This window comes from Flavobacterium sp. 38 (assembly GCF_057799715.1).
Window position 1 is genome coordinate 82,034 of sequence record NZ_JBYNWZ010000004.1, and the last position, 15,888, is coordinate 97,921.

At 35.4% G+C, this 15,888-nt stretch carries 30 protein-coding genes; all 30 read left to right on the plus strand.

Features of this window, described 5'->3' with window-relative positions; genetic code table 11:
• The first annotated feature begins 49 nt into the window (after positions 1–49).
• The 30 genes from rpsL (at position 50) to rpsD (ending at position 15,878) form a co-directional block, all read left to right on the plus strand.
• On the plus strand, positions 50–433 hold the full coding sequence (gene rpsL, locus AC3E9W_RS11590; RefSeq protein WP_007136570.1) for a 30S ribosomal protein S12: 384 nt from the start codon (positions 50–52) through the stop codon (positions 431–433).
• Positions 434–457: 24 nt separating this feature from the next.
• Positions 458–934, plus strand: coding sequence for a 30S ribosomal protein S7 (gene rpsG, locus AC3E9W_RS11595; protein ID WP_026727879.1), 477 nt, complete (start codon positions 458–460; stop codon positions 932–934).
• Positions 935–945: 11 nt separating this feature from the next.
• Positions 946–3,102, plus strand: a complete 2,157-nt coding sequence (gene fusA, locus AC3E9W_RS11600; RefSeq protein WP_456895537.1) for an elongation factor G — start codon at positions 946–948, stop codon at positions 3,100–3,102.
• An 11-nt stretch (positions 3,103–3,113) separates the two neighbouring features.
• Positions 3,114–3,419 (plus strand): 30S ribosomal protein S10, encoded by a 306-nt coding sequence (gene rpsJ / locus AC3E9W_RS11605; protein WP_007803605.1) that lies wholly within the window; start codon positions 3,114–3,116, stop codon positions 3,417–3,419.
• A gap of 396 nt (positions 3,420–3,815) precedes the next feature.
• On the plus strand, positions 3,816–4,433 hold the full coding sequence (rplC, locus tag AC3E9W_RS11610) for a 50S ribosomal protein L3 (protein ID WP_008464284.1): 618 nt from the start codon (positions 3,816–3,818) through the stop codon (positions 4,431–4,433).
• Positions 4,433–5,062: a 50S ribosomal protein L4 gene (gene rplD, locus AC3E9W_RS11615; RefSeq protein WP_111424376.1), complete on the plus strand. Its 630-nt coding sequence runs from the start codon at positions 4,433–4,435 to the stop codon at positions 5,060–5,062. The genes rplC and rplD overlap by 1 nt, the downstream gene beginning before the upstream one ends.
• 7 nt (positions 5,063–5,069) lie before the next feature.
• A complete protein-coding gene (gene rplW, locus AC3E9W_RS11620) occupies positions 5,070–5,360 on the plus strand; it encodes a 50S ribosomal protein L23 (protein WP_008464286.1) in 291 nt (96 codons plus the stop codon).
• Between the two features lie 9 nt (positions 5,361–5,369).
• Positions 5,370–6,194 (plus strand): 50S ribosomal protein L2, encoded by an 825-nt coding sequence (gene rplB, locus AC3E9W_RS11625; protein ID WP_008464287.1) that lies wholly within the window; start codon positions 5,370–5,372, stop codon positions 6,192–6,194.
• Positions 6,195–6,200: 6 nt separating this feature from the next.
• On the plus strand, positions 6,201–6,479 hold the full coding sequence (gene rpsS, locus AC3E9W_RS11630; RefSeq protein WP_008464288.1) for a 30S ribosomal protein S19: 279 nt from the start codon (positions 6,201–6,203) through the stop codon (positions 6,477–6,479).
• An 8-nt stretch (positions 6,480–6,487) separates the two neighbouring features.
• Positions 6,488–6,901: a 50S ribosomal protein L22 gene (gene rplV / locus AC3E9W_RS11635; protein ID WP_007803631.1), complete on the plus strand. Its 414-nt coding sequence runs from the start codon at positions 6,488–6,490 to the stop codon at positions 6,899–6,901.
• A gap of 5 nt (positions 6,902–6,906) precedes the next feature.
• On the plus strand, positions 6,907–7,665 hold the full coding sequence (gene rpsC / locus AC3E9W_RS11640) for a 30S ribosomal protein S3 (RefSeq protein WP_008464292.1): 759 nt from the start codon (positions 6,907–6,909) through the stop codon (positions 7,663–7,665).
• 19 nt (positions 7,666–7,684) lie between these two features.
• Positions 7,685–8,110, plus strand: coding sequence for a 50S ribosomal protein L16 (gene rplP, locus AC3E9W_RS11645; RefSeq protein WP_008464295.1), 426 nt, complete (start codon positions 7,685–7,687; stop codon positions 8,108–8,110).
• Between the two features lie 12 nt (positions 8,111–8,122).
• A complete protein-coding gene (gene rpmC / locus AC3E9W_RS11650) occupies positions 8,123–8,314 on the plus strand; it encodes a 50S ribosomal protein L29 (protein ID WP_008464297.1) in 192 nt (63 codons plus the stop codon).
• 17 nt (positions 8,315–8,331) lie between these two features.
• A complete protein-coding gene (rpsQ, locus tag AC3E9W_RS11655; protein ID WP_012022485.1) occupies positions 8,332–8,592 on the plus strand; it encodes a 30S ribosomal protein S17 in 261 nt (86 codons plus the stop codon).
• Between the two features lie 2 nt (positions 8,593–8,594).
• The gene (gene rplN, locus AC3E9W_RS11660) at positions 8,595–8,963 is read left to right on the plus strand and encodes a 50S ribosomal protein L14 (protein ID WP_007803649.1); all 369 of its coding nucleotides are present in this window, start codon (positions 8,595–8,597) and stop codon (positions 8,961–8,963) included.
• 11 nt (positions 8,964–8,974) lie between these two features.
• Positions 8,975–9,289: a 50S ribosomal protein L24 gene (gene rplX, locus AC3E9W_RS11665; RefSeq protein WP_053470828.1), complete on the plus strand. Its 315-nt coding sequence runs from the start codon at positions 8,975–8,977 to the stop codon at positions 9,287–9,289.
• Between the two features lie 2 nt (positions 9,290–9,291).
• Positions 9,292–9,843 (plus strand): 50S ribosomal protein L5, encoded by a 552-nt coding sequence (gene rplE, locus AC3E9W_RS11670; RefSeq protein ID WP_012022484.1) that lies wholly within the window; start codon positions 9,292–9,294, stop codon positions 9,841–9,843.
• Positions 9,844–9,846: 3 nt separating this feature from the next.
• On the plus strand, positions 9,847–10,116 hold the full coding sequence (gene rpsN / locus AC3E9W_RS11675; protein ID WP_008464305.1) for a 30S ribosomal protein S14: 270 nt from the start codon (positions 9,847–9,849) through the stop codon (positions 10,114–10,116).
• Between the two features lie 77 nt (positions 10,117–10,193).
• A complete protein-coding gene (rpsH, locus tag AC3E9W_RS11680) occupies positions 10,194–10,592 on the plus strand; it encodes a 30S ribosomal protein S8 (RefSeq protein ID WP_008464306.1) in 399 nt (132 codons plus the stop codon).
• Between the two features lie 19 nt (positions 10,593–10,611).
• On the plus strand, positions 10,612–11,154 hold the full coding sequence (rplF, locus tag AC3E9W_RS11685) for a 50S ribosomal protein L6 (RefSeq protein ID WP_456895548.1): 543 nt from the start codon (positions 10,612–10,614) through the stop codon (positions 11,152–11,154).
• 11 nt (positions 11,155–11,165) lie between these two features.
• Positions 11,166–11,516, plus strand: coding sequence for a 50S ribosomal protein L18 (rplR, locus tag AC3E9W_RS11690; protein ID WP_109190655.1), 351 nt, complete (start codon positions 11,166–11,168; stop codon positions 11,514–11,516).
• A gap of 3 nt (positions 11,517–11,519) precedes the next feature.
• Positions 11,520–12,044, plus strand: coding sequence for a 30S ribosomal protein S5 (gene rpsE / locus AC3E9W_RS11695; RefSeq protein WP_085949269.1), 525 nt, complete (start codon positions 11,520–11,522; stop codon positions 12,042–12,044).
• Positions 12,045–12,054: 10 nt separating this feature from the next.
• On the plus strand, positions 12,055–12,237 hold the full coding sequence (gene rpmD, locus AC3E9W_RS11700; RefSeq protein WP_008464315.1) for a 50S ribosomal protein L30: 183 nt from the start codon (positions 12,055–12,057) through the stop codon (positions 12,235–12,237).
• An 11-nt stretch (positions 12,238–12,248) separates the two neighbouring features.
• The gene (rplO, locus tag AC3E9W_RS11705; RefSeq protein WP_306158220.1) at positions 12,249–12,701 is read left to right on the plus strand and encodes a 50S ribosomal protein L15; all 453 of its coding nucleotides are present in this window, start codon (positions 12,249–12,251) and stop codon (positions 12,699–12,701) included.
• Between the two features lie 13 nt (positions 12,702–12,714).
• Positions 12,715–14,061, plus strand: coding sequence for a preprotein translocase subunit SecY (gene secY / locus AC3E9W_RS11710; RefSeq protein ID WP_007803669.1), 1,347 nt, complete (start codon positions 12,715–12,717; stop codon positions 14,059–14,061).
• A 7-nt stretch (positions 14,062–14,068) separates the two neighbouring features.
• Entirely contained in the window at positions 14,069–14,284 is a 216-nt protein-coding gene (gene infA / locus AC3E9W_RS11715; RefSeq protein WP_007136545.1) for a translation initiation factor IF-1, read from the plus strand.
• Positions 14,285–14,296: 12 nt separating this feature from the next.
• Positions 14,297–14,413, plus strand: a complete 117-nt coding sequence (gene ykgO, locus AC3E9W_RS11720) for a type B 50S ribosomal protein L36 (RefSeq protein WP_002987490.1) — start codon at positions 14,297–14,299, stop codon at positions 14,411–14,413.
• A 2-nt stretch (positions 14,414–14,415) separates the two neighbouring features.
• Entirely contained in the window at positions 14,416–14,790 is a 375-nt protein-coding gene (rpsM, locus tag AC3E9W_RS11725) for a 30S ribosomal protein S13 (RefSeq protein WP_008464322.1), read from the plus strand.
• An 8-nt stretch (positions 14,791–14,798) separates the two neighbouring features.
• A complete protein-coding gene (gene rpsK / locus AC3E9W_RS11730; protein ID WP_026727866.1) occupies positions 14,799–15,182 on the plus strand; it encodes a 30S ribosomal protein S11 in 384 nt (127 codons plus the stop codon).
• 90 nt (positions 15,183–15,272) lie between these two features.
• On the plus strand, positions 15,273–15,878 hold the full coding sequence (rpsD, locus tag AC3E9W_RS11735) for a 30S ribosomal protein S4 (RefSeq protein ID WP_008464326.1): 606 nt from the start codon (positions 15,273–15,275) through the stop codon (positions 15,876–15,878).
• Positions 15,879–15,888 lie beyond the last annotated feature (10 nt).

Sequence of the window (15,888 nt, forward strand, 5' to 3'; positions counted from 1 at the left end):
CCCGTAAAAAGCGGGAATTTAATAAACATAATAATTTTTAGTATTAATTATGCCAACAATTCAACAATTAGTAAGAACAGGAAGAACTCAGATCACTAAGAAGAGTAAATCGGTTGCTTTAGATTCTTGTCCTCAAAGAAGAGGGGTTTGTACGCGTGTTTACACTACTACACCAAAAAAACCAAACTCTGCAATGCGTAAAGTTGCGCGTGTACGTTTGACAAATGGTAATGAGGTGAATGCTTACATCCCAGGAGAAGGACACAATCTACAAGAGCACTCGATAGTATTAGTGCGAGGTGGAAGGGTAAAAGATTTACCAGGTGTTAGATATCACATCGTTCGTGGAGCGCTTGATACGTCAGGTGTTGCAGGAAGAACGCAAAGAAGATCTAAGTACGGTGCTAAACGCCCAAAAGAAGCAAAAAAGTAATTTAAAAACTTTTAAGAAAAAGACATGAGAAAAAGAGCGGCAAAGAAAAGACCACTTTTACCAGATCCAAGATTTAATGATCAATTGGTAACACGTTTTGTAAACAACTTAATGTGGGACGGTAAGAAGTCTACAGCTTTTAAAGTTTTTTATGATGCTATTGATATCATTGAAACTAAAAAACAAAATGATGAAAAAACTTCATTAGAAATCTGGAAAGATGCTTTAACAAACGTTATGCCTCACGTAGAAGTACGTAGCCGTAGAGTTGGTGGAGCTACATTCCAAATTCCAATGCAGATACGTCCAGATAGAAAAATTTCTATGGCGATGAAATGGTTGATTCTTTATTCAAGAAGAAGAAACGAAAAATCTATGGCACAACGTTTAGCTTCTGAGTGTTTAGCTGCTGCTAAAGAAGAAGGTGCTGCGGTTAAGAAAAGAATGGATACTCACAAAATGGCAGAAGCTAATAAAGCATTCTCTCACTTTAGATTTTAATTCGTAAAGAAATGGCTAGAGATTTAAAATATACAAGAAATATCGGGATTGCTGCTCACATTGATGCTGGTAAAACAACAACAACTGAGCGTATTCTTTTTTATACTGGAAAATCGCATAAAATTGGTGAGGTTCACGATGGAGCTGCAACAATGGACTGGATGGCACAAGAGCAAGAAAGAGGTATTACAATTACTTCTGCTGCTACAACTTGTACTTGGAACTTTCCAACGGAGCAAGGTAAAGTTCTTCCAGAATCATTACCATACCACTTTAATATTATTGATACTCCTGGGCACGTTGACTTTACTGTAGAGGTAAACCGTTCTTTACGTGTACTTGATGGTTTAGTTTTCTTGTTTAGTGCTGTTGATGGTGTTGAGCCTCAGTCAGAAACTAACTGGAGACTTGCGGATCAATACAGAGTTCCTCGTATGGGATTCGTAAATAAAATGGACCGTCAGGGTTCGAACTTTTTAGGAGTTTGTGGTCAGGTAAAAGATATGTTGAAATCGAATGCGGTTGCAATTACTTTACCTATTGGTGATGAGGCTGATTTCAAAGGAATCGTTGACTTAGTGAAAAATCAAGCTATTGTATGGCATGATGAAACTCAAGGAGCTACTTTTGATATTGTTGATATCCCAGCTGATATGGTTGATGATGTTAAGCATTACCGTTCTATTCTTATTGAAGAAATTGCTACTTATGATGAAAATCTTTTGGATAAGTACATGGAAGATGAGAACTCTATTACAGAGGAGGAAATCAATAACGCTTTAAGAGCTGCAACAATCGACATGGCAATCATTCCTATGCTTGCTGGATCTTCTTTCAAAAACAAAGGAGTTCAATTTATGTTAGATGCAGTTTGTAAATATTTACCATCTCCTTTAGATAAAGAAGGTATTGAAGGTATTCATCCTGATGATGCTGATTTATTAGAAGAAGATCAAACTAAAATCTTGCGTAAGCCAGATGTAAAAGAGCCATTCGCTGCCTTAGCATTTAAAATTGCTACTGACCCATTCGTAGGTCGTTTAGCTTTCTTCCGTGCTTACTCTGGTCGTTTAGATGCTGGTTCTTATGTTTTAAATACTCGTTCTGGTAATAAAGAGAGAATTTCTCGTATTTACCAAATGCACGCTAACAAACAAAACCCAATCGAATTTATTGAGGCTGGAGATATTGGAGCAGCAGTAGGATTTAAAGATATCAAAACAGGAGATACTTTATGTGATGAAAAGAATCCAATTATCTTGGAGTCTATGAAATTCCCAGATCCTGTAATTGGTATTGCTATTGAGCCTAAAACTAAAGCTGACGTTGATAAAATGGGTATGGCTTTGGCTAAATTAGCTGAAGAAGATCCAACGTTTACAGTTAGAACTGACGAGGCTTCTGGTCAAACTATTATCTCTGGTATGGGTGAGCTTCACTTAGATATCTTAGTTGACCGTATGAAACGTGAGTTTAAAGTAGAGGTTAATCAAGGTGAGCCACAAGTAGAGTACAAAGAGGCGTTTACAAGATCTGCTCAACATAGAGAAACTTACAAAAAACAATCTGGAGGTCGTGGTAAATTCGGTGATATCGTATTTAGAATCGAGCCTGCTGATGAAGTTGATGGAAAAGTTCCTGTTGGATTACAGTTCGTAAATGAAGTAAAAGGAGGTAACGTTCCTAAAGAATATATTCCTGCTGTTGAAAAAGGTTTCCGTGAAGCTATGAAAACTGGACCTTTAGCTGGATATGCTGTGGATAGTTTAAAAGTTACTTTATTGGATGGATCTTTCCACCCTGTGGATTCTGATGCTCTTTCTTTTGAATTAGCTGCTAGAATGGGGTATAAAGAATCTGGAAAAGCTGCTGGAGCTGTTATCTTGGAGCCAATCATGAAAATCGAAGTTATTACTCCAGAAGAAAATATGGGTGATATCGTAGGTGACTTGAACCGTCGTAGAGGTCAGGTTAATGACATGGGTGATAGAAACGGAGCGAAAACTATTAAGGCAGATGTGCCATTGGCTGAGATGTTTGGATATGTTACTACATTGAGAACATTGTCATCTGGTAGAGCAACGTCTACAATGGAGTTTTCTCACTATGCAGAAACGCCTTCTAATATTTCAGAAGCGGTAATTAAAAAAGCAAAAGGTAACGCTTAATTCTTAAGAAAATGAGTCAAAAAATCAGAATAAAACTAAAATCTTACGATCACATGTTGGTAGATAAATCTGCTGAAAAGATCGTAAAAACAGTAAAAACTACTGGAGCGGTTGTAACAGGTCCTATTCCGTTGCCAACTCACAAAAAACTTTTCACTGTATTGCGTTCTCCGCACGTTAATAAAAAAGCGAGAGAGCAATTTGAAGTAATGTCATACAAGAGATTGATTGATATTTATTCATCTTCATCTAAAACTATTGATGCTTTAATGAAACTTGAATTGCCAAGTGGAGTTGAAGTAGAGATTAAAGTATAATTTTTTTATATTTTTTTTATATAAAAAGCGAGACATTTTTTGTCTCGCTTTTTTTGTTTTTAGAAGTTGTTTTGGTTTGTAAATTTTAACGTGTTTTTATTTTTTAATTTTTTGTAAAGTCCTTTGTTTTAAGGTGGTTTGAGTGTTTCTTGTTATGTTTTTATTGTTTAATTGTTAAGGTGAAAAGTGTTGGCGAATTGAAAATTATGCCTTAAATTTTGGTGTGTAGAAGGTGTGTTTTCTTGCTGTTTTGATCGTTGGATTTTGATTATGAGCGATTTAATTTTTGTAACTGTTTGGTATATTCAATTTTAATATCTACTTTTGCACTCCCTGTTTGGAAATTTCTGTTATTTTCAAATTGAAGGGAATTTTAGTAATTAATAATTAATATTTATGTCTGGGTTAATTGGTAAGAAAATCGGCATGACTAGTATTTTCGATGAAAACGGGAAAAACATTCCTTGTACAGTAATCGAAGCTGGACCATGCGTTGTTACCCAAGTCAGAACCAACGAGGTTGACGGGTATGAAGCGTTGCAACTTGGTTTCGATGACAAAAACGAGAAACATTCTACTAAAGCGGCTTTAGGTCACTTTAAAAAAGCTGGAACTGTTGCTAAGAAAAAAGTCGTTGAATTCCAAGATTTTGCAACTGAACAAAAATTAGGAGATCTTATTGATGTTACTATTTTTGAAGAAGGAGAATTTGTAGATGTACAAGGTGTGTCTAAAGGTAAAGGTTTCCAAGGTGTTGTTAAACGTCACGGTTTTGGTGGTGTTGGACAAGCTACTCATGGTCAGCACAACCGTTTAAGAGCGCCAGGTTCTGTAGGAGCTTCTTCTTATCCATCTAGAGTATTCAAAGGAATGCGTATGGCTGGAAGAATGGGAGGAGAAAATGTAAAAGTTCAAAACCTTAGAGTTTTAAAAGTAGTTGCTGAAAAGAATCTACTTGTTGTTAAAGGATGTGTTCCTGGGCACAAAAACTCTTATGTAATCATTCAGAAGTAATGGAAGTAAAAGTATTAGATTTCAACGGAAAAGATACTGGAAGAAAAGTTCAACTTTCTGATTCAGTATTCGCAATTGAACCAAACAATCACGCTGTATATCTTGATGTTAAGCAATATCTTGCTAATCAAAGACAAGGTACTCATAAAGCTAAAGAAAGAGCTGAAGTAACAGGAAGTACGCGTAAGATTAAAAAACAAAAAGGAACTGGTACTGCTCGTGCAGGAAGTGTTAAGAGTCCATTGTTTAAAGGTGGTGGAACAGTTTTCGGACCAAGACCAAGAAGTTATTCATTTAAATTGAATAAAGGATTGAAGAGATTGGCTAGAAAATCAGCTTTCTCAATCAAAGCAAAAGAGTCAAATATAGTAGTTTTAGAAGACTTTAATTTTGAAGCGCCAAACACTAAAAATTTCATTAACGTTTTGAAAGCTTTAGGGTTAGAGAATAAAAAATCTTTATTTGTGTTGGGTGAGTCAAATAAAAACGTATATTTGTCGTCACGTAATTTAAAGGCTTCAAACGTCGTAACTAGCTCAGAATTAAGCACTTACGCAATATTAAACGCTAATAATTTAGTGCTTTTGGAAGGTTCTTTAGAGTTAATTGAAGAAAATTTAAGTAAATAATAGGAATATGAGCATCATTATTAGGCCTATAGTAACGGAAAAAGTAACCAAAGAAAGTGAAGTTCTAAACCGCTTCGGATTCGTTGTTAACAAAAAAGCAAACAAAGTTGAAATTAAGAAAGCTGTTGAGGCTGCTTATGGAGTAACTATCGTTTCTGTTAACACAATGAATGTGAGACCAGATAGATCTACTAAATACACTAAAAGTGGTTTAATCAGTGGAAAGACAAATGCATACAAAAAAGCAATTGTTCAAGTACAAGAAGGAGAAACAATTGATTTTTACAACAATATCTAAGATAGAAAAATGTCAGTAAGAAAATTAAAACCTATTACCCCGGGTCAGCGATTTAGAGTTGTGAATGGTTATGACGCTATTACAACTGATAAGCCGGAACGCTCTTTGATAGCGCCGATAAAAAACTCAGGAGGTAGAAATAGTCAAGGAAAGATGACCATGCGTTATACGGGTGGTGGTCACAAGCAGAGATATCGTATTATTGATTTCAAAAGAACTAAAGATGGAATTCCAGCTACAGTGAAATCAATTGAATACGATCCAAATCGTACTGCATTTATCGCTTTATTAGCTTACGCTGATGGAGAGAAAACTTATATTATCGCTCAAAACGGATTGAAAGTTGGTCAGAAATTAGTTTCTGGTCCAGAGTCTCAACCAGAGATTGGTAATACTTTACCTTTAAGCAGAATTCCTCTTGGAACTGTTATATCTTGTATTGAGTTACGTCCAGGACAAGGAGCTGTTATCGCTCGTTCAGCTGGAACTTTTGCTCAGTTAATGGCAAGAGACGGGAAATACGCAACAATTAAAATGCCATCTGGAGAGACAAGATTAATCTTGTTAACATGTTCGGCTACAATTGGAGCTGTTTCTAACTCTGACCACCAATTAGTTGTATCTGGAAAAGCAGGTAGAACAAGATGGTTAGGAAGAAGACCTAGAACTAGACCAGTAGCGATGAACCCAGTTGATCACCCTATGGGAGGTGGTGAAGGACGTTCTTCTGGAGGGCACCCACGTTCAAGAAACGGATTGCCAGCTAAAGGTTACAGAACTCGTTCTAAGAAAAACCCGAGTAACAAGTATATCGTAGAACGTAGAAAGAAATAATAAGATATGGCACGTTCATTAAAAAAAGGACCTTTCGTTCATTATAAATTAGATAAGAAAGTTCAAGAAAACGTAGAGAGTGGTAAAAACGCAGTAGTAAAGACTTGGTCTAGAGCTTCTATGATTACTCCAGATTTTGTTGGGCAAACAATCGCAGTTCATAACGGTCGTCAATTTGTACCAGTTTACGTTACAGAAAACATGGTAGGTCACAAATTAGGAGAGTTTTCGCCAACTAGATCTTTTAGAGGTCATGCTGGAGCAAAAAATAAAGGTAAAAAATAAAAGAAGCAATGGGAGTTCGTAAAAGAGAAACAGCAGATGCGAGAAAAGAGGCTAATAAGTCTATCGCTTTCGCAAAATTGAATAACTGCCCTACTTCACCTAGAAAAATGCGCTTAGTAGCGGACTTGGTAAGAGGTCAGAAGGTAGAAAGAGCACTTAACATTTTAAGATTCAGTTCTAAAGAAGCTTCAAGAAAATTAGAAAAACTATTATTATCTGCAATCAACAACTGGGAGCAAAAAAATAGTGAAGGTAATTTAGAAGAAGCTGGATTATTTGTTAAAGAGATCAGAGTAGATGGTGGAATGATGTTAAAAAGACTTCGTCCAGCTCCACAAGGTCGTGCACACAGAATAAGAAAACGTTCTAATCACGTTACAATCGTGCTTGGAGCTATCAATAACACACAAAGCAATTCTTAAGCAGCATGGGACAAAAGACAAATCCAATTGGAAATAGACTTGGTATCATCAGAGGATGGGACTCAAACTGGTATGGTGGAAATGATTACGGCGATAAATTAGCTGAGGATCACAAAATCAGAAAGTATATCCATGCTCGTTTATCAAAAGCTAGTGTATCTAAAGTAATCATCGAGAGAACTTTAAAGCTTGTAACCGTTACTATCACTACTGCTAGACCTGGTATCATTATCGGAAAAGGTGGACAAGAGGTAGACAAGTTAAAAGAGGAACTTAAGAAAGTTACTGATAAAGAGGTTCAAATTAACATCTTTGAAATTAAAAGACCTGAGTTAGATGCTTATCTTGTGGCTACAAGCATCGCTCGTCAAATCGAAAGCCGTATTTCTTACAGACGTGCAATCAAAATGGCTATTGCTGCTTCTATGCGTATGAACGCTGAAGGTATCAAAGTTTTGATTTCTGGTCGTTTGAATGGTGCTGAGATGGCGCGTTCAGAAGGTTTCAAAGAAGGTAGAATTCCTCTATCAACTTTCAGAGCTGATATCGATTATGCTCTTGCTGAAGCTCATACTACTTATGGTAGAATGGGAATTAAAGTATGGATCATGAAAGGTGAAGTTTACGGTAAGAGAGAACTTTCTCCACTTGCTGGAATGGACAAAAAACAATCTGGTACAGGTGGTGGTAAAGGTGGAGATGCTCCTAGAGGCAAATCTAACTTTAACAAAGGCGGTAAACCGGACGCTCGTAAAAGAAAGTAAATTTTTAAACTAAAGAAAAATGTTACAGCCTAAAAGAACAAAATACCGTAAGGTACAAAAAGGTAGAATGAAAGGTAACTCTCAAAGAGGGCATGAACTTTCAAATGGAATGTTTGGTATTAAATCTGTACATGAAGATGGAATGTTCTTAACATCTCGTCAAATCGAAGCTGCACGTATTGCTGCAACTCGTTACATGAAGAGAGAGGGACAATTATGGATTAAAATTTTCCCAGACAAACCTATTACTAAGAAACCTCTTGAAGTACGTATGGGTAAAGGTAAAGGAGCAGTTGAGTATTGGGCTGCTGTTGTTAAACCAGGAAGAATTATGTTTGAAGTTGGAGGAGTTCCATTGTCAGTTGCAAAAGAGGCTTTACGTCTTGCAGCTCAAAAACTTCCAGTAAAAACTAAGTTCGTCGTTGCTAGAGATTTCGAAGCATAATTTATATTTATTATGAAACAATCAGAAATAAAAGATCTTTCTGCAGCGGAGTTGCAAGAAAAGCTTAGTCAAACTAAGAAAGTATATGCTGACCTAAAAATGGCTCACGCTATTTCTCCAATTGCTAACCCACTTCAAATTAGAAGCGTTAGAAGAACAGTTGCAAGATTAGCTACAGAGTTAACTAAAAGAGAGTTACAATAATTGTATTCTGCTGAAAGATGGAAGAAAAAAGAAATTTAAGAAAAGAAAGAATAGGTGTTGTTACTTCAAATAAGATGGATAAATCTATCGTTATTTCTGAAGTAAGAAAAGTAAAACACCCATTATACGGTAAGTTCGTGTTGAAAACTAAGAAATATGTTGCACACGACGAAACAAACGACTGTAACATTGGAGATACTGTAAGAATTAGCGAAACGCGTCCTTTAAGTAAAACAAAATGTTGGAGATTAGTTGAAATCTTAGAAAGAGCTAAATAATTATGGTACAACAAGAATCAAGACTAAAAGTAGCAGATAACACGGGAGCTAAAGAAGTTTTAACTATTCGTGTTTTAGGAGGTACTAAAAGAAGATATGCCTCTGTTGGTGACAAAATTGTAGTTTCTATCAAAGATGCAACTCCAAACGGAAACGTGAAAAAAGGAGCTGTTTCAACTGCAGTTGTTGTACGTACTAAAAAAGAAGTGAGAAGAGCTGATGGTTCTTATATCCGTTTCGATGACAATGCATGTGTTCTTTTGAATGCTGCAGGGGAAATGAGAGGAACTCGTGTTTTTGGTCCGGTAGCAAGAGAACTTCGTGAAAAACAATTCATGAAAATTGTATCATTAGCACCAGAAGTGCTTTAATTCGTTTTAAGATGATAAAGCTAAAAATAAAATCAGGAGATATCGTAAGAGTTATTGCTGGAGACCATAAAGGTGCTGAAGGTAAAGTTTTACGTGTTTACCGTGAAAAAAACAAAGCGATAGTTGAAGGTGTGAACTTGGTTTCAAAACACACTAAACCAAGTGCTAAAAACCCTCAAGGTGGTATCGTTAAGAAAGAGGCTTCTATTCAAATTTCTAACATTTCTCTAATTGATCCTAAAACTAAGGAAACAACTAGAGTAGGTATTAGAGTAGAAGGAGATAAGAAAGTAAGATTTTCAAAAAAATCTAATCAAGTACTATAGTAATGGCATATACACCTAGACTAAAAGAAGAATATAAGAGTAGAGTGATCTCTGCTCTTAAAGAAGAGTTCGGATATACAAACGTAATGCAAGTTCCAAAACTTGAAAAAATCGTTTTGAGCCGTGGAGTTGGTGCAGCTGTATCTGATAAAAAACTTATTGACTATGCAGTTGATGAGTTAACAAAGATCACTGGACAAAAAGCAGTATCTACAATTTCTAAGAAAGACGTTGCGTCTTTCAAATTAAGAAAAGGGATGCCTATTGGAGCAAAAGTAACTTTACGTGGAGAAAGAATGTATGAGTTTTTAGATAGACTTATTACTTCTGCTTTACCACGTGTTAGAGACTTTGGTGGTATTAAAGCTACTGGTTTCGACGGAAGAGGTAACTACAATCTTGGAGTTTTAGAGCAAATCATTTTCCCAGAAATTGATATTGACAAAGTAAACAAAATTTCAGGAATGGATATTACTTTTGTTACTACTGCAAAAACAGACAAAGAGGCAAAGTCATTATTGGCTGAATTAGGATTACCTTTTAAAAAGAATTAAGACATGGCTAAAGAATCAATGAAAGCCCGCGAGGTGAAAAGAGAGAAAACGGTAGCTAAGTATGCTGAGAAGAGAAAAGCTTTATTAGAAGCTGGAGACTACGAAGGTTTACAAAGATTACCTAAAAATGCTTCACCAGTTCGTTTACACAATCGTTGTAAATTAACAGGTAGACCTAGAGGTTATATCCGTCAATTCGGTATTTCACGTGTAACTTTCCGTGAAATGGCTAACAATGGATTAATTCCTGGTGTGAAAAAAGCCAGCTGGTAATTTAAAAAGTTTATAAATTGATTAAAGGTTCAGGAGGCAGAGTGCTTCCTGAAAACCATAATCGCAATCAAATACATATGTATACAGATCCTATTGCAGATTATTTGACTAGAGTTCGTAACGCTGTGGCTGCAAACCACAAAGTTGTTGAAATTCCAGCTTCTAATCTTAAAAAAGAAATAACTAAGATCTTATTTGATCAAGGTTATATCTTAAGTTACAAATTTGAGCAGAACACAGTTCAAGGTTCTATCAAAATCGCTTTAAAGTATGATAAAGATACTAAAGAGCCTGTAATTAAAGATATCCAAAGAATTAGTAAACCTGGTTTACGTAAATATGCAGGTGCTGCCAAATTACCAAGAATCCTTAACGGATTAGGAATTGCAATTGTTTCTACATCAAAAGGTCTTATGACTGGAAAACAAGCGAAACAATTAAATGTAGGTGGTGAAGTAATTTGTTACGTATACTAATTTTTAAAGACTAAATAAGATGTCAAGAATAGGTAAAAGTCCAATTGTAATCCCTGCTGGTGTAACTGTTGAAGTTAACGAAGGTGTTATTACAGTAAAAGGAAAGAAAGGTCAACTTACTCAGGAGTTTTCGGACGTAACTGTAAAAGTTGAAGGTGATCAAATCGTTGTAGAGAGATCGTCTGATTATAAAGACCAAAGAGCAAAACACGGATTATACAGATCTTTAATCAATAACATGATTGTTGGTGTATCTGAAGGTTTTACAAAAGAACTTGAATTAGTTGGAGTTGGTTATAGAGCTTCAAACCAAGGACAAAAGTTAGATTTAGCTCTTGGATATTCACACAATATTGTTTTGGAAATTGCTCCAGAAGTAAGTTTAGAAACAATATCTGAAAAAGGAAAGAATCCTATCGTAAAATTAACATCATTTGATAAACAACTTTTAGGTCAGGTTGCTGCGAAAATCAGAGGTTTCCGTAAGCCAGAGCCATATAAAGGAAAAGGTGTTAAATTTGTAGGTGAAGTATTAAGAAGAAAAGCAGGTAAATCAGCTTAAAACATAAGATTATGTCATTAACAAAATCTGAAAGAAGACAGAGAATTAAATTCAGAATTAGAAAATCGGTTAGTGGTTCTGCTGCAAGACCTAGACTTTCTGTATTTAGAAGTAATAAAGAAATTTACGCTCAAATCATTGATGATGTAAATGGAGTTACTATATTAGCTGCATCTTCGAGAGAAAAAGAAATAGGAAAAGGTACTAACGTTGAAATCGCTGCTGCTGTTGGAAAACTAGTTGCTGAGAAAGCGTTAAAAGCTGGGATTGATACCATCACTTTTGATAGAGGTGGATATTTATATCACGGTCGTATTAAATCATTAGCAGAAGGCGCAAGAGCCGCTGGACTTAAATTCTAATATATTATGTCTAAATACAAAAATGTAGAATTGGTAAAACCTAGTGGTCTTGAATTAAAAGATCGTCTAGTTAGTGTTAATCGTGTTACTAAAGTTACAAAAGGAGGTAGAGCTTTCGGTTTTTCTGCTATTGTAGTTGTAGGTGATGAAAATGGAGTAGTTGGTCATGGATTAGGAAAATCTAAAGACGTTTCTGAAGCAATTGCGAAAGCAGTAGAAGATGCTAAGAAAAACTTAGTTAGAATTCCTTTGAACGGACAATCTGTTCCTCACGAACAAAAAGGTAAATTTGGTGGTGCGCGTGTATTCTTAATTCCTGCATCTCATGGTACAGGAGTTATTGCTGGTGGAGCTGTTCGTTCAGTTCTTGAGTCGGTAGGTATCCACGATGTATTGTCTAAATCTCAAGGATCATCAAATCCACATAACGTAGTAAAAGCAACTTTTGATGCTTTATTGCAAATGAGAAGCGCTCATACTGTTGCAAAACAAAGAGGCGTTTCTTTAGAAAAAGTTTTTAAAGGTTAATTAGGAAATTATGGCTAAATTATTAGTAAAACAAGTAAGAAGCAAAATCAACTGCCCTCTTTCTCAAAAGAGAGGTTTAGAAGCTTTAGGTCTACGTAAAATTGGACAAGTTGTGGAGCATGAGTCAAATCCTGCTATCCTTGGGATGATAAACAAAGTTAAACACTTAGTTTCTGTTGAAGAAGCTAAATAACAAATACTGTTATGAATTTAAGTAACTTACAGCCTGCTGAAGGATCTACACACAATCAAAATAAAAGATTAGGTAGAGGAGAAGGCTCTGGAAAAGGTGGTACCGCTGCAAGAGGACACAAAGGAGCTAAATCTCGTTCTGGTTATTCTAAAAAGATTGGTTTCGAAGGAGGGCAAATGCCACTTCAAAGACGTGTACCTAAGTTTGGTTTCAAAAACATCAATCGTAAAGAATACGAAGGTGTTAATTTAGATACTCTTCAATTATTAGTTGACAATGGTGCAATTACTGATTCTGTTTCTATGACAGATTTCGTAGCAAATCGTCTAGCTTCTAAAAATGAAATCGTTAAGATTTTAGGTAGAGGAGAATTGAAAGCAAAATTAAAAGTAACTGCCCACAAATTTACTGCTACTGCAAAAGCTGCTATCGAAGCTGCTGGAGGAGAAGCTGTAACTATATAACTTATCTATTAAGATGAAGAAATTTATTGAATCAATAAGTAATGTTTGGAAAATCGAAGAACTAAAGAATAGAATCTTAATTACTTTAGGATTACTTTTAGTATATCGTTTTGGAGCACACGTTACGCTTCCTGGAATTGACGCAACGCAATTGACTGGTTTAGCGGGACAAACTAAAAATGGTCTAGGATCTATTCTAGACATGTTCACCGGGGGTGCTTTCTCTAAGGCTTCAGTTTTTGCCTTAGGTATCATGCCTTATATTTCTGCGTCTATTGTTGTTCAGTTAATGGGGATTGCGATTCCATATTTACAAAAACTTCAAAATGATGGGGAAAGTGGTAGAAAAAAGATTAATCAAATCACTCGTTGGTTGACAATCGCTATCACATTGGTTCAAGGTCCAACTTATATCTATAATTTATACAGAACATTGCCTAGTAATGCATTTTTGCTAGGCTTTAATTCACCTGAATTTTTGTTCTCGTCAGTTATCATTTTAGTTACTGGTACAATTTTTGCTATGTGGCTTGGTGAGAAAATTACAGATAAAGGTATTGGAAATGGTATTTCATTGTTAATTATGGTTGGTATTTTAGCACGTTTACCGCAAGCTTTTATTCAAGAGTTTACAACACGTGTTACCAATAACAATGGAGGTCCAATGTTATTAGTTATTGAAATTATTGTGTGGCTGTTAGTTATCATTTCTTGTGTATTGCTTACAATGGCAGTACGTAGAATCCCGGTTCAGTATGCTCGTCGTACAACAACTGGAGATTACGAACAAGATTTAGCAGGTGGTAATAGACAATGGATTCCTCTAAAGCTTAATGCTTCTGGAGTTATGCCAATCATTTTTGCTCAGGCAATTATGTTTATCCCTGCAGCGGTGGCTGGATTGTCTAAATCAGATACATCACAATCTATTGTTGGTGCATTTAGTAATATGTTTGGTTTCTGGTATAATTTTGTTTTTGCAACTTTAATTATTGTATTTACATTCTTTTATACTGCAATCACCGTTCCTACTAACAAAATGGCTGATGATTTAAAAAGAAGCGGTGGTTTTATTCCAGGCGTTCGTCCGGGAGCAGAAACTTCTGATTTCCTTGATAAAGTGATGTCTTTAATAACTTTCCCAGGATCTTTATTCCTTGCTTTGATTGCTGTGTTCCCAGCTATTGTTGTAAGTATTATGGATGTACAACAATCTTGGGCAATGTTTTTTGGAGGTACCTCTTTAATAATTATGGTTGGTGTTGCAATAGATACTATTCAACAGATCAATTCATACTTGTTAAATAAACATTATGATGGTTTAATGAAGACTGGTAAAAATAGAAAAGCGGTAGCTTAATATATTTATGGCAAAACAATCAGCAATAGAACAAGACGGATCAATTATAGAAGCATTATCTAATGCAATGTTCCGTGTAGAGTTAGAAAATGGACATATTGTAATTGCTCATATTTCTGGTAAAATGCGAATGCATTACATCAAATTATTACCTGGTGATAAAGTGAAACTAGAAATGAGTCCTTACGATTTGTCAAAAGCAAGAATTACTTATCGATATTAAAGGATATTCACTATGAAAGTTAGAGCATCAGTAAAAAAGAGAAGTGCCGAGTGCATTATCGTGCGTAGAAAAGGGAGACTGTACGTAATAAACAAAAAGAATCCTAGATTTAAACAAAGACAAGGATAATTATGGCAAGAATAGCAGGGGTAGATATCCCAAAAAACAAAAGAGGTGTTATTGCACTTACCTACATCTTCGGATTAGGAAAAAGTAGAGCTATTGAGATTTTAGAAAAAGCTCAAGTAAGCCAAGATAAAAAAGTTCAAGATTGGAATGACGACGAAATCGGAGCAATTCGTGAAGCTGTTTCTTTTTATAAAATCGAAGGAGAATTACGTTCTGAAATTTCTTTAAACATTAAACGTTTAATGGATATCGGTTGTTACAGAGGTATTCGTCACAGATCTGGTCTTCCATTAAGAGGACAAAGAACTAAAAACAACTCAAGAACAAGAAAAGGTAAAAGAAAAACTGTTGCTAACAAGAAAAAAGCAACTAAATAATAAGTAATATGGCTAAAGCAACTGCAAAAAAACGTAAAGTTATCGTTGAATCAACGGGTGAGGCTCATATTTCTGCCACTTTTAATAACATTATTATTTCTTTAACTAATAAGAAAGGTGAAGTTATCTCTTGGTCTTCAGCTGGTAAAATGGGTTTCAGGGGTTCTAAAAAGAATACTCCTTACGCAGCTCAAATGGCAGCAGAAGATTGTGCTAAAGTAGCACTTGAGGCTGGATTGAAAAAAGTGAAAGTTTATGTAAAAGGACCAGGAAACGGACGTGAGTCTGCTATCCGTTCTATTCATAACGGTGGAATTGAAGTTACTGAAATTATTGATGTTACTCCAATGCCGCACAACGGATGTCGTCCTCCAAAAAGACGTAGAGTTTAATTTTATTTATTTATAGTATAAACAAGGTAGAGCAAGATTATCGAAGGATTAGACCTGAATTCATAATTTCTACCTTAAATTTTTTTTAAAATGGCAAGATATACTGGTCCTAAAACCAAAATCGCTCGTAAATTTGGCGAGGCAATCTTCGGAGATGATAAATCTTTCGAAAAAAGAAATTACCCACCTGGACAACACGGGATGGCTAAAAAAAGAGGAAAAAAATCTGAGTACGCTGTTCAGTTAATGGAAAAGCAAAAAGCTAAATATTCTTATGGAATTTTAGAAAAACAATTCAGAAATTTATTCGAAAAAGCATCAGCTACTAAAGGAGTTACTGGTGAAGTTTTATTACAATTATGCGAAGCAAGATTAGATAATGTTGTTTTTAGAATGGGAATTGCTCCATCTAGAAGAGGTGCGCGTCAAATCGTTTCTCACAGACACATTACTGTAAATGGAGAGGTTGTTAATATTCCTTCTTACCACCTTAAGCCTGGTGATAAAGTTGCAGTTCGTGAAAAATCTAAATCTTTAGAAGCTATCGAACGTTCTTTATCAAATTCAAGTCATGTTTATGAATGGATTACTTGGAATAATGATCTTAAAGAAGGGACTTTCGTTTCTGTACCTGCAAGACTTCAGATTCCAGAAAACATTAAAGAACAATTAATCGTAGAGTTGTACAACAAATAATAATTGACTT